This window comes from Granulosicoccus antarcticus IMCC3135 (assembly GCF_002215215.1).
Taxonomy (GTDB): domain Bacteria; phylum Pseudomonadota; class Gammaproteobacteria; order Granulosicoccales; family Granulosicoccaceae; genus Granulosicoccus; species Granulosicoccus antarcticus.
Genome location: NZ_CP018632.1, coordinates 7,442,224 through 7,456,032 on the forward strand (window position 1 = coordinate 7,442,224; position 13,809 = coordinate 7,456,032).

Annotated in this window: 9 protein-coding genes; 1 reads left to right on the forward strand and 8 read right to left on the reverse strand. The window is 54.0% G+C overall.

Annotated elements, in window-relative coordinates:
• Window positions 1-4 precede the first annotated feature (4 nt).
• The 5 genes from IMCC3135_RS32315 to IMCC3135_RS32335 all read right to left on the reverse strand — a co-directional run bounded on the left by IMCC3135_RS32315 (window position 5) and on the right by IMCC3135_RS32335 (window position 4,537).
• Complete coding sequence (locus IMCC3135_RS32315) at window positions 5-817, reverse strand: hypothetical protein (RefSeq protein ID WP_088921349.1); 813 nt, start codon at window positions 815-817, stop codon at window positions 5-7.
• Window positions 818-940: 123 nt separating this feature from the next.
• Complete coding sequence (locus IMCC3135_RS32320) at window positions 941-2,041, reverse strand: fasciclin domain-containing protein (RefSeq protein ID WP_169727557.1); 1,101 nt, start codon at window positions 2,039-2,041, stop codon at window positions 941-943.
• A gap of 223 nt (window positions 2,042-2,264) precedes the next feature.
• The gene (locus IMCC3135_RS32325) at window positions 2,265-2,783 is read right to left on the reverse strand and encodes a hypothetical protein (RefSeq protein ID WP_088921351.1); all 519 of its coding nucleotides are present in this window, start codon (window positions 2,781-2,783) and stop codon (window positions 2,265-2,267) included.
• A gap of 21 nt (window positions 2,784-2,804) precedes the next feature.
• Window positions 2,805-3,560 carry a hypothetical protein gene (locus IMCC3135_RS32330; protein WP_157736486.1) on the reverse strand — a complete coding sequence of 252 codons (756 nt, stop codon included), beginning with the start codon at window positions 3,558-3,560 and terminating at the stop codon, window positions 2,805-2,807.
• Entirely contained in the window at window positions 3,557-4,537 is a 981-nt protein-coding gene (locus tag IMCC3135_RS32335; RefSeq protein WP_157736487.1) for a hypothetical protein, read from the reverse strand. The genes IMCC3135_RS32330 and IMCC3135_RS32335 overlap by 4 nt, the downstream gene beginning before the upstream one ends.
• Window positions 4,538-4,821: 284 nt before the next feature.
• On the opposite strand from IMCC3135_RS32335, the gene IMCC3135_RS32340 reads away from it, so the two are divergent.
• Entirely contained in the window at window positions 4,822-5,751 is a 930-nt protein-coding gene (locus IMCC3135_RS32340; protein ID WP_088921354.1) for an alpha/beta hydrolase, read from the forward strand.
• Window positions 5,752-5,832: 81 nt separating this feature from the next.
• On the opposite strand, the gene IMCC3135_RS32345 is transcribed toward IMCC3135_RS32340, so the two are convergent.
• From IMCC3135_RS32345 to IMCC3135_RS32355, 3 genes are read right to left on the reverse strand one after another with little or no spacing between them, the layout of a single operon-like run.
• Window positions 5,833-10,569, reverse strand: a complete 4,737-nt coding sequence (locus IMCC3135_RS32345) for a DUF6923 family protein (RefSeq protein ID WP_088921355.1) — start codon at window positions 10,567-10,569, stop codon at window positions 5,833-5,835.
• Window positions 10,569-13,256, reverse strand: coding sequence for a DUF11 domain-containing protein (locus IMCC3135_RS32350; RefSeq protein ID WP_088921356.1), 2,688 nt, complete (start codon window positions 13,254-13,256; stop codon window positions 10,569-10,571). The genes IMCC3135_RS32345 and IMCC3135_RS32350 overlap by 1 nt, the downstream gene beginning before the upstream one ends.
• A complete protein-coding gene (locus IMCC3135_RS32355) occupies window positions 13,246-13,803 on the reverse strand; it encodes an OmpA family protein (protein ID WP_157736488.1) in 558 nt (185 codons plus the stop codon). The genes IMCC3135_RS32350 and IMCC3135_RS32355 overlap by 11 nt, the downstream gene beginning before the upstream one ends.
• Window positions 13,804-13,809 lie beyond the last annotated feature (6 nt).

The following is a 13,809-nucleotide window of genomic DNA, read 5'->3' on the forward strand; positions in this document are numbered from 1 at the left end:
AACCTCAGGGGTAGCTTATCTGGACGACACTCAAGGTTGCCTCTCCTGAGCGCAAGCGTGTCTCACGCTTGCGTACCAGCGAGACCTGCGCAGAGGACTCACCTGACAAAGCCGCCTGCACCACATCGGGCAACGTGAAGCCGCCATTATCATCCAGTGAGCACTTGACCCTCTGCAGGCCGGATCCGTCAGTAAAACCCGCACGGCCAGACAACGTCAGTTCGATTCGATCATCGGCATGGGTAGAAGCCTGCCAGGCAATCGGGGCTGCCAGTGCCTGCAGTATGCCAGTCACCGGTAATTCTCGAACCAGAGCAGCCATTGGCGCCAGTGCCACAGAATCAAATGCGGGAAAGGTCTCGGAGCCTGACACGCTTAGATGAGCATCATCGGGTAGTGGCGCATCAATCCAGCGCTCATCCGTCGCATAAAGCACGGCATCCCCGTATCTCTGGGCCTGCAGACTGATCAGTGTGCCGTCTCTGGAACTGATATCGATGCTCTCACCTGCAAACAGAGACTTACGCCATTGCGTACCAGCTCGCAACTCGCTATCCGCAATCCGGCTCTCCTCGCTCAATGAGAGTATCTCCGGGCTATCGCAAAACTGCGTGCCGTTTTCCCAGAGCCGTGCAGGACGATTGAGTGACAGCGGGGTACGGGTAAACCAGGCATCGAATACGAACTTTTCAGACCGTTGCTCGATAACCACAAAACCATTGGATGCATTATCCGCATCCAATGTCGACTCTGAGACGCTACCGCTACTGCCACCACAGGCAACAAGCTGGGACAGACACACGGCATGGAACGTCATACACATCGCCCTCATGCGTAAGTCATTCACTGTTTGCGCAAATTCTTGGCATGACGGCAGACACTCAAGTCAGGTTAAAGACCTGCGAGAAGCAATAAACCTGCCGCCATGCCACTCAGAAGGCTAGCTACCTGTTGAAACCAGTGGCTTGTCGATAAATTGAATAATACCGTTACCCACTACCCGGTCTCGACCGACGATGGTGGCTCCGCCAACGCTCAAGCCGGTGGTTGCATCGCGCACAATACTCACGCTGCCGGAGCTCATGACCAGATCACCCTCTTGCATCTGCTCTGTGGTCAATGTTCCGGGGTACAGGTGCCGCTGTACCAACTCCATGGCACCATTCATATCCAGTTCGAATACATCTTCCTCTCCTTGCTCAAAGGAGGCGTTAGGGGCAATAAACAAGGTCCAGCCCAGACCACCATTGTCTTCTTGCAACAACTCAGTCATGCCCGCCTGCTCGATAAGGTTCAGCATTATTGAATAGTTGGTCTGTCGCAACAGGAAAGTGGAAATATCGTCTGTAGTCGGTGCCGGAATATTTTCGTTCGGATCTGTCACCCGGACAGGTGGAGTCAAGACCGTATCGATGGTATATGCGATACCGTTACTGCCCACGCTACCAGGTATCGTCAGCGTTGCATTATTGATCATCAGATCACCGTCAGCATTGATTGTGAAAGCCGCTGGCAATCCGTTAGCCATCTCCAGCGCCTGCCCGTCAATGTCGCGCAGCGCCGTACTGTCTAGTGCATTGGCCAGCACCGCATGGTATTGCAGTCGATCAGCCAGCTCGGCGGCAGTAAAGGAATCAAGCACACCGTTACCGATGGCGACATCCAGCGCGTCGAAGGCCGCGTCAGTTGGCGCAAACAACGTCATCGCCTCGCTACCTTTCAGGGAATCGGAAATGCCGGCCCGTTCATACAACGCAAGCAGGCGCGTGAACTCGCCACTGGCAACCAGTGTCTCGTAGAGATTCTCGGTAGCCGTCGCAGGTGGGATGAACTCTACAGTTTCCAGCTCGACAACCTCCACATCTACCACGGGCACCTCACCTGGCTCAGTAGTCGCCGGGTCAGTATCACCACCGCCATTATTATTATCAGAGCTGTCGCTACTGGAGCAGGCGCCAACTAACAAGCCGAGGACCGCAATCGTCGATATTCTGATCGAACGGGCAAGTGTGTACGATAGAGATGGTCGCAATTTCATCATCTGGGTAGCTCCTTGAATTTTTAGGTGATTTTTCGGGGGCGGCTGACTGCCCGCTAAGTGCCTGTCTGGCACTTTTCCCATAGGCGGATCATACGGGAGCTATTGACCCAAACAACCCAACAGGTAGGAACTGCACTGTCACCTTTCCATCATGAAAGACGATCACCGGCAAGCTGCAACACTGTTTAACTTGCCCTCGGGGATCACCTCATGGTGCGAGCCTTTACTCGACAGCAGGATCCGGCAAGCCAAAAATCATCAATTCGCCGTCGTTATCAAGAATAACCTGATGTGTAGTCACCTCGGCCAGAGTGATATCGCCTTCAACCACTTCACCCACGGCAACCCGCCGCTCGTCTTCAGTGACAACATAGCCTGGCACCGAGGCAGCAGCAGTTCCAATCGCAGCCGCGGAGGTAGTCGCTGATACAAACACCAGCCGGCTACCCAGAAGCTTCTGCAGCTCCTGTAGTGACTCGGTTCTGATTTGTGGCGCTTCAGGCTGATCAACCACCACAGGAACAATCACCGCTTGTTCAGTTTCCGCCACTTGAGAGCCTTCGATCTGTGCGACATCGTCGGGCGTATCACCGGCCCTGAACGCTTCCAGAAGCCGGTCGGTGACGATCAACCCGAAGGCGATGACGCCCAGGGCAATCAAAGCTCTGTTCAGTTTGAGCGGCCAGGCTTCAGATGACGACTTCTGCCGATCTGAACCCGTTGAGGGTCTGAGGAATTTCATCGAATGCTTGCCTTCCTTAGTTCAGAACGTGTTGTAACCGGGAATATCCGTAACCCAGCGAATCGGCTTCGAAAGACTCGCCTGATCCGTGGGTGCTTTGCCTTCGTCCTGAATATCTGCCAATACTTCCACCGAACCCGCATCGGCAATGGTATCTACAGCCTGTGGCTCAGACTCAGGCGCCCCTGCCAAAGCCTCACCTCGAGCCCTGACCAATGCCTTGGTAATGGAGGTGGCTGTGCGTCTTACGAACGCAGGATGGCCCGAGATTCGTACTGCATCTTCTCGAAATTCAAGCTTGTTTCCCGACCCTTCACTGACCTGCAACTCATCTTTCAATTCACCATCCAGCTCGGTGCTGAGCATGGCAATCGAGACACTGGTCAGAGCGCTGGCATCGTTTGCACGTAACACATCGCCTTCGACATCAAAAGCAACCGGATATTGACTCGACAAGACTCTCAGCAAATTGTCCAGAGACCCACTGAAACGTCCAGAAACAGGCACTTCAGCCAGCCCCTCGATCTCGGCAGTTTTGCCGGCAAGAGCCGCCATCTGATCAATAACCATCGTCATGGGAGCCGCATCTACCCAGAAACTGAATTCTGGTTCGGAGATGATGATGGCAGCAGGCGCGGCGTCCTCTGACGGTGTCGTGGTATCAGCATGCGAGGCACCAGCAAACAATAAAGCACTGCCTAGCACCAGAGCCAGTTCCAACCGACCCGAGCATATTACCGGGGGTTGGTGCTCACCCTCGCACCCACGCCGACTCATGATTTGCTCTGCCGCTTAAGCGTCAGTACAACACCTCGGCGCGGCATGACTTCGTCGAAAAGTTGTGGTGCCCAGCAACCCTCATCAAGGATCTGATCGTGTTCCAGTCCGGAGAACATGAGAGCTTCCTTGACACGATTTGCCCGACCCAGTGCCAGCAAGCTATTGCCGTTACTGATTTCTGTTTCGCCGTGGCTACAGCCAATAACAGACAGTATGTCGGTATTCGGGTCCATCTCCGCGACGAAGCGTTCGATGATTCCCTTGTTCACATCGCCCAGACGCAAAGAGTCGTTGGGGAATACCAGTATGCTTTGGTCAATATCTTCGTAACCGGCAAAAACACCCTGATAGTTGGATGTCATGGTTTCATAGATATTGCGTTTGACCACCGTCTTTGGCTCAGGCTTCCACCAACTACCACTGGCGGCGCCCAGCGCAGGGGGAGCCAGCAAATCTTCGATGCTCGGACCTTCGTAAGCCTTGAACGCCACCACGCTGTATTCGCTTTGCGGGACCTCGAAGATATCGTCATTCAAAGCAACCGTGCGTTGCCGAGTGCCCCGTATGATCTGCTCGCTGACCGGCACAGTCTTGTCAGCAATTACCTTATAGGCACGCTCTGCCGACACCTGCCCGATAGTCAACATGTAAAGCGGCTCACCATCAGCTTGCTGGCTTGCCTGCCGGATCTCTGCATTGACCCGGTAGAGCCCTTCAGGCGCGCTGATACGTTCAATCTTGTAGCCACGCTCACGCAGCTCATCCTCGACATCCCGAGCGAAAGATGAGGCAGGCTTGAGTGCCTGCACAGTAGACATCAAAGGGTTCAGATGCGGAAACTGCGCCAGGGTATTAACCAGGTTTTCAGCTATCAGCTTCTGGTCGAGTGAGGCACTCTCACTCTCACTTTGACTCCAGGGAGTGTTCAAACCAATGGCGCTGCACGCCGACAAGCTGACAGTAAGCATCGACAACAGGCAAACTTGTCGAATCCGGGTAAGTGTCGATACAGTTGATTTGAAACTACCCATCTTCATATGGTCCCCTGATTGTTTTCCGATTTGTAAGTTGATACTCAGCAGCCATCAACTAGCCTGCCGCAAGGCAGGGTTACTCTGTAGACAATAGCCTTTAATGTGATTCAAGGGCAGTAGTCTTGTTCGCTTCCCGAACTAGGGGGCCATAAGCTTTCTGTTTTGTAATTGACTTTGACCCGATGTGACAAAATAACGTCACCAACTCCAGAATTTTGTGAAAAATGATCGAAGACAATATATCCATCGATAACGAGGGCCACACACTCGCAGGTGCGCTGACTCGACCTAATAGTGGCCCAGCCACACAAACGGTTCTGTTGATCGGCGGTAGTGGTCCACTGGATAGAAATCAGAACTCCTCAAACCTGCAACTGAACCTGTTCAACACGCTGGCAGAGCATCTTGTGCAAGCTGGCATTGCCAGTGTTCGCTATGACAAACGAGGCTGCGGCATCAGTACCGGTAACATCGATGCCGCCGGCCATACAGACCTGGTTGAGGATGCTTCGCGCTGGCTGCGATACCTGCAGACTCACGTGGACTTCAAGGACACACAACTCTTCGTGCTGGGCCATGGAGAAGGCGCTCTGATTGGTGCGCAACTGGCAGCCCGTTATCCGGCCATTGTCGGACTGATCATGCTGGCACCTTCTACCGAGAATTATGCGGCGGTCATCGAGCGACAGGCACAAAATGCGCTGCAGGAAATTACCGATCTTCCCGGGCTCAAAGGCAAGCTGTTCCGTTTCTTTCTGCGATTGGGAGGAGATCAGATCGCCAAACAGAAAAAGCTGATTGCAAAAATCATGAAATCATCCAGAGCCACCATGAAGATTCGCAAACAGACCATCAATGCCAAGTGGATCAGGGAAATGATTCAGCAGGACCCATTGGCCATTCATGCCCAGGTGAATATTCCCACGCTGGCGATTGCCGGCTCCAAAGATCTGCAAAGCCAGGCATCGGATCTGCAACAGTTGCAATCAGTGCTGCAAGGCCCTTTCGAATCGCATGTCATACCTGACATGACGCATATCATGCGCATCGACCCGGATGCCCCATCCACTCGCCACTACGTACGCCTGGCAAAACAGGATATGGATGAACGGGTACTTACATTGATCAGTGACTGGATTGCCAGAGCGGCCTGAACCAGCGCCTGAACCACGGCCATGACTCGCCCTGTAATCTAACGGGCTGTTGTGGCTTTCAGCTGGTTCGCTCGACAACCCTTATTCGACAACCGTATCGTACTGCACCTCACCCGACGCACCGGGTGCCAGCGCGCCGTCAAATGCCCACTGAATATTGCCCACATAGCCATTCTGATTATCGACTGCCGCAGGCAAGGCAAGTGTGCAACTGGTGAGCGTGACGGGCAAAGATCCTGGACAGACAATGGTTGAGTCCAGGAAGGAGAATGCCGGCATGCCATCGTTGATACGCAAATCGGTAATCGACCCCACACCAGTGTTCTCGAAACGAATCACATAGCGCAAGACATCACCAGGCAGGGCGTTACCGCCCAGAGTGCTTTCAGGACTACCCTGCGTGACGTTGACTACGACTTTTCGCAGTACCAGCTTACCGCTGGCAGTTCCAGCCACTCTGACTGAATCATTGACTCGTTGAGTGCTCGTGACTCCATGGCCTGTGGCAGCAGGATCCGAGAATACGGTTGTTGCAACCAGTGCGTGAGTGGCCAGTGCTCCAGGTGGGGCATTGGCAGGAGCCGATACCTTGACCAGCAGACAGATTAGCGACACTCCATCCGCAGAGACCGACGATGTGCCACTCAATGGTGAGTCCCCGCTACCTTGCTGGCCGTCACAATCGCTATCAAGATAGAGCGTGCGAGTCCAGCCATCGGTGGCAGGATCGTTGATGATATCGGCAAAAGCAAACGTCACATTGCCACTGCTCTCGGCACGAAATACATGCGACAGGACAACCGCAGAACCTGGCGTAGTGCTAGCGACCTGATCTGGCTGCAATGTGGGCTGTTTGACCAGGCCAAAGTTCAGACCACTGTAATCGGTTGCAGCAGCAGGCGTGAAGGACAACTGCCCATCAGTGATGTTCGCATTGCTTGCTCCGCTATCGCCGACGCTCTCCGCAATCAGCAGATAACCACTGGGCGGCACCATACTGATGGTTACCGGCAAACTGGGCGGCACCTCCAGGGTGTAACTACCATCCGGAGCTGTCTGGGTGCTAGCCACCACCGCATTGCCATTGAGCGGGTCAAGCGCCTGCACGGTGATGGAACCATAGCCCTGCTCACCGCCTGTTGGCAGCGCATCGTGTGGCGTTGCACCACCACTGCCATTGTCGATAAACACCACACCGGACAGTGCATCAGAAAACGAGATAGTGAATACGCTTGGATCATTTTCATCAGAGTCACCACCGCTGGCAATATCTTCAGTCGGATCCCCGTCTCCATCAGTATCGGGGGTCGGACCATCATCAGACAAATCACCTATACGAGTACCCAGGGAGGTATCAGCTGCAGCACTTGCCTGGTTGCTATAAACACCCGGGCCATTACCCAGGTCTGCTTCATTGATGACGGTGACTTCGATCCGAATGCGCGCGGTGGCCCCCATGAGCAGCGTATTGCTACCCGCACTGTCCAGCAAGTTGGTCTGGGCACCATTGCCGGTAAATCCTGCATTCAGGGTCAAGGTGCCAGGGTCTATAATAAAGGCAGGAGCGGCACTGACGATGTAATTGCCAGCACCGAACACCGCATCCAGATCATCCGTCAACGCGACATCACTCAAATCAGATGCACCCGGATTTTCCAGCACAAAATCCAGAGTCACTACCGAACCGGCGACAGCCACCGCTTTGGCAGCACCAATCAACGGCCTGCCGATGACGGTGACAGGCGTCGGGCTTTCATAGGGTGCCGTACCCGGCAAGTCAGAGACCATTGTCGTCCCCAGATTGGCAGGCAGATTGCTCAATAGCGCCTGATTGTAGACAGTACCCAGCGGAAATTCACCGGGGAACCGTACATCTATGCGGATCTCCTCAACACTATTAGCCGGTAATGCAACTCCGGTCAATATAAAATTACCGGTATCAGCATAGGTATTCGCACTGCCTCCCAAGGCATTCTGCAAACTACCAGCGACATAGGTGCGACCATCCGTCAAAGAATCTGACAGGTCAAAACTCAATGCACCGTCAGTCTGATTAACGAGACTGAAGATATAGGTGGCGGTGCCGCCCGCCTCGACTTGTGAAAACTCCACCGACTTCTCAAAGTCCACTCCGTAGTTGCAACTAGCGCCATCATGCAATGTTGCAGCAGTACCATTGGCAACGAAACTGGTAGCCCCGGTGCTCAGGTCGACACGGTAATAAGTGCCATCGTCAACACTCATGAACAAATCGTTGCGACTGTCAAAGAACAGACTGCCCACTTCACCGGCAAAACTGCCGCCAATATTGGTGACAGCCCCGGTCTCTGGGTCAATGGTCACCAGACCAGCACCCGTTTCATACGCGTAAACGGTGCCATTTTCATGAACCGCGACATCCTGAATATCAAGTCCATGTGTGGCACGTGCCACCACAAGGGTCGGAAAACTGCTCACATCCACTGTCATGATCTGCGAGCGTTCGTCCAGAGGAGAGGTGCCGCCGGCATCGGTGATGATATAGAACAGCCCAGCCTCGTCAAAGGCCCCACCTCGGAAACGCGTATTGACTGCCGGCATATACGCCAGGGTCGGCCCCGGTTCGGCGACGGCAAGATCAGTGATCGCACCTTCGCTATCGATGCGCAGCAAGGTACCGGCGACCGAATTACCCAGCGTGGAGTCTGTCACGATGGCATATAGATATTCGTCCACCGGGTTGAAACCGAGCGCGTTGAAGGCATAACCTGAAGTCGGGGCATAGTTGATGCCGGTGAATTCCTCCAGGGCGTAGGTTCCGGCATCACGGTTAACCGTATACAGTCTGGTCGAGGTAGCCCCACCCGCATCCACATAAAAGGTACTATCGCATACAAAGGGTGGACCTGACGCTGCCGGCACAACTGTCAGTGTTGCAGTATTACTGGCAGGACTGACCCCTGCCTGGAGCGATCCGACACCACTGGTCGTATTATTGTAATCACCTGGCGCACTCGATTGCACATCTATCTCTATGGTGCAGGTACCGCTGCCAGGCAAGGTGCCACTGATGATGTCATAGCTGGAGCCGCCGGCTGTGGTTGTTGGACTGGTTGTATAGCCCGTGCAACCAGTACCACTGATGCTGATGGGGGTCGGCACCTCTGCCAGCACCAGCCCCGTCGGCAATGCATCGGTAAAGTTGATGCCCGTAAGGGCGGTAATACCGTTATTGGTGATCTCGAAACTCATGACGGATGTTGTACCGACAGTGACAATATCTGGCGTAAACGCCTTGGAGATCGATGGCCGTGCTTCATCGGATTCAACAATGCCGACAGCAATAGGTTCAGGCGAGACACTGTCACCGAAGGCGTAAGTATCGATATAGGTTTGATCACCAAAACTGGTAGCCGTGAAGTCCCCCCAGTTATGATCTGCGTCATAGGTGCCATTCACATTGAACGCATTCGGCTCTGTACCGTTCAGAACGGTGTAGTCGTCCCAATAGTTGACGGTGGGAATACTCGAAAAAGTCGAGACTGCCTCATTGATTTTCAAGCCGACATTGCCGGCGCCGCCACTGGTCTCCACATCATCCGAAACGAAATGGAATTCGCCGGAACGCAATGTCATTTGCGACGAGTAACTGCCAACCGGTATCAAGACGCCATTATTATCGGTGCCATTCCAGCCAACTTCGTTCTCGCCAAACACCGCATTGCCGCGCAGGAATATATCACCCAGACCAAAGATCCCATCAGGGCCCCCGCCAGCACCGTCGCCAGTATCGATGACAATCTCGTAGACCGCAGAGGAAGTCGTATTGCTGGTGAAGTGAAAAAAGCCATAATCCTGACTTCCTGAGGTATCACCTGGAGAGATGGTGCCATCGACACCTTCCTCATCGCTGAAATAGAAATTGGAAACGATGAGCTGATTGGTAGGTCGCGGGAAATCTTTCTCAGGATAGGCAACATAGATCGGATATAAATCGCTAACCGAATTACCGCCTCTGGGCACACTGATACCAGCCACCACATCACCGGCCGTGTTGGGGCTGTTGACACCAAGATCGTTGGCTTTCAGGGTATAGGCGAATCCGGCGAAGTTGTTCAGATCAAGCTGCCAGATATAATAGGTACCAGAGAAGCCGCCATCGGAAACCACATACATATCTGCATCAGTTGCAACATCATCGCCATAGCCATTGGCATTAAAGTCCCAGTTTGTAGACCAGAGACGCCCGCCATTGGCGCGTGGATCAATGATGTCCGACGTGCTGCTCGTGACAGTAACGTCAACAAGATTCAAATACGAGTGGTCGAGGTTTGACAGACGAATCTCATAGGTACCCGGTACCGGTGCGGTAAACTGGAAAGGATTGGTGACCGCCGGATCGAATGTGGTGTTGAGGTCACTCGAGCAGCTGAAATTCTGAGCGGTCGCCGTCCTGCTTGCGGGCGCGTAAAGAGAACTACCAAAGGCATCGAATATCTCGACTTGGATCCGATGATTATTCGCCAGTCCGCAGGCATGGATGTTGATAACCTCAGTCGCAGACAGAATATCGACGTATAACACGTTCGTACCCGTGCCCGTGTTGGTCTCTGTCATTATTTGTGTATGCGTTGGCCCTTCAAACATCCCCAACTGCCAGGAGCCTTCCGCCAGGACCTTGCCTGAGGGCAAGAGCAACAATACGATGGCCAGCATGCAGATGATACGCACACAACTGCCAAACCCAGCTTGAACCGACGTACCAGAAAGCACAGCATGTCCAGACTTGTTGATCGGCTTGCCCATATAGCCTCTGTTATCAGTGTCCTTGCCAATCACTATTCGATCACCACGGCAAAGATAAACTCCACGCTTTCACCGGGCTCAACGGTTGCGACCTCTCCGGTGACCAGGCCTGTGCCACCATCAACCGGCTCCGTGATGGTGCAGACTGTAGCCGAGCATGTCGCCGATGATCGGTAGACGGTGAAGGCGGGAGTTGCATCCTGGATAATGGCGTTGAAGACGGGTTCAACACCGGCATTGGTTGCCGTGAGGCGATATTGAACACAGTTGTTACCGGGTTCAACCGCAAATGGCTGACGCGTATAGGCCCCATCGAGCACACCATCACAGCCCAGATCCAGTGCCTGCTCTTTGACAATCCCGATGTCGCCAGCATCGACGGTTGTCACATTGCTGGCCTCAACCGAGTCGGCGCCACTGTTCCAGCTGGCTGTCAGCAGAGTAGTATCTGCCGCACCATATGCAGCATTGGCAGGCGCAACCACCTTGACGAACAAGACTTTCGTTGTGCCAGCGGGCAAGGCGGCGACCGTACTGATCAGCTGATCGGCCGCCGTAAAAACTCCATCGTCATCAGTATCTTCATAAACGGCAGAGCTCCAACCATCGGCAACCAGACTATCAACCGTTGACAGATCAATTCCGGTAATCGTTGCATTGCCCACATTCTTGAGCTGATGCGTATAGACGATAGCACCGCCCGGCTCCAGCTGACCGTGCGAGTCTGGCTCCAGTAACAATGTCGATGCATCAACGACCGAAACAGCATCATGCAACACATCCACGGCACCCGTTGCCGGTGAGAGAATCCTGAAATAGAGACTTTGCTCAACGGGAGCCTGCCCGGCTGGCACGCTGACATCTGCCAGAATCCGAACCGATGTGCCGACGGCGATATTGCCGGTACTGGACACATCAGTAGTATCGTCGCTGGAACGAAAGGTGACGCTCCAGCCAGCAGGCAATGTCTCACTGGCAAAGGTGGAATCTGTACTGACAGCCAGATCGAATGTATCGTCGATATTGCCAATATTGCTGGCATAAAGAATGAATTGTGTCGTATTCCCCGGGATAGCCACATTGCTTACCTCGGCACTTGCTTCCGGGCCAGCGCCCTCTCCCAGAGCCCCGGCATTACCGGTCGCCGCATTATTGGTCAGATCCACCGAACTGGGTAGAATCTGGCCCAGGCTGTCCGTCACATCATTGAAAATGCTCGGATCCGTAGTCGACCGTGCCCGTTTCGTCACCTGATAACCTGCCCCCCCGTTATCACCCAGTGCCGAAGGTGGCAGACTGGCTTTGAGTACCACCCGATAACTGCCAGCAGGTGCCAGCGGGCCTGTATCAGGAATGCCATTGCCGCTACTGTCGACCAGAGGTGTCAGCCCATCCCCCTGAAACAACTGAAAAGCCGTGCCAGCCGGGAAAGTCGAGCTGCCGGAGTCAACGATGACATCAAAGGAATCAGTGCCATTACCTGTATTCCAGATGACATTCTCAAATGCAACAGTGGAACCTTGAAAAGCGCTTGCAACAGTTACTGCTTCGTCCGTTCCATCCACAGAACTTGAATCAGACCCGTTGGCGACCACGCCAACCGCCTGAGCCACCGCAAATGCGACACTGTTGGTATTCACGCGAGCCGTTGTCCCTGCGCCACCGTCGTATTCGAACTCGGCCGTATTGACAAGATCAATGGCCGTCACGTCCGAATCGATAGTGACATCGAACTCTAGGGTTCCACTTTCCCCCGGGCCAACTTCATTGAGAATGGCAGTCACCTGATTGGCACTGCTCGAATCAGCATCCTGCACCGCCTCGGGCAAGCCAGTACAGCCCGCCTCATAGGCGCAATAAAGAATGCTTGCAGGTGCTGAGCCCTGCACATCTGCAGAATTCGAATCGGTGAGCACCAGAGAGCCCGTGACACTCCAACGGCCTGAACCTGCAACGTAGCTCATGCCCGCGGGCAAAGCGTCTATCAAGGTGACACCCGCAGCACTTGATGCACTGTCGTTACGATAACTCAACGTCACGGTAAAAGGGCCATCGGGTGAATCTCCCCCCAGCGCACTCATGGACTTCACGACATCGATCAAGGCGGCAGCGGTCACCGTTGCCGAGTCAGTGTTCGAAACACTCTGGCCAGTATCGAAGCTACTCGTGGCAACCACCTCCATGCCAGCGGTATCCGTAGCGCCGGCAACACCCGGCACACCAGTGACAATGACGAAGTGGAACGACTCCCCAGCTGCCAATGCGGGTGATTCTGTCAGTGCGATTGCGTCATCGGCAACACCGTTCTGATCTATATCAGCAAATATTTCAATCGAATTGAAATCGTAATCATCGCCAGCAGCCAGGTTGCTTGCTATCAACGTAAACGTATCCGCACCGTTGCCGGTGTTGCTCAGAACATGTGGAAAGCTGACCTCACCACCGCTGGCCGTCAGTTTATTCTGGTCCTGCGTCAACTCCACTCCAGCAACTTGCTGGATGGTTGTTTCAACAATGTTCGAAGTTGTAAACTGTTCAACCCCATTCGAATCTTTATAAGTAGCACTGGCCTGATTTCTAATGACACTACCAACCGGTGTTGCCGCGATGGCCGCAGCACAAAGCAACAGAGACAGGCACAAACAACTCAGCAGTCTTTCAGTCAGATTCCAACGTCTCCGATGCACCTTGTCAGGCAGGCAAACCCCATCAATAATCATTCAGATTTCCCACCTGATAGGCAAGCGGATTGCCATTCACATCCAGCAGTAACAATTCAACGCGGCGGTTGAGAGGCACCCTGGCTTCAGGTTCGGCGATCTGTAACGGCAACCCTTCACCCAGAGGCACTTTATCCATCCGCGCCGATGTCACGCCCTTTGAGAGCAGATAGGCTGCGACCATATCGACACGCCTGCTTGCCAGAGCTGCATTAAAGTCCTTGTCACCACTGGCGTCAGTAAATCCACGTACACTGACTCGCATCTCCGGATACCGCTCCAACACCGCCACATCACGATCCAGCCGCTCTTTCGCCTGACGGCCCAGGACGTCCATTTCCAGATCGAAGCGAACCACCGGCTCCCAGGTCATGGTTTCGTCTGTCGACAATTCACGTACGACGGTTATACCGCTGGGTGCCTGCTCCAGCGCCACACGACAAGCCTGCTCGTCGTATTGCGCATAAAGCTCTTCGGTAGAAGCACAGCCATGGATGAACGGTGTCATCAGAAACATGGCCGTCAGCAAGAGAGAAGTATTTTTCATGGGACT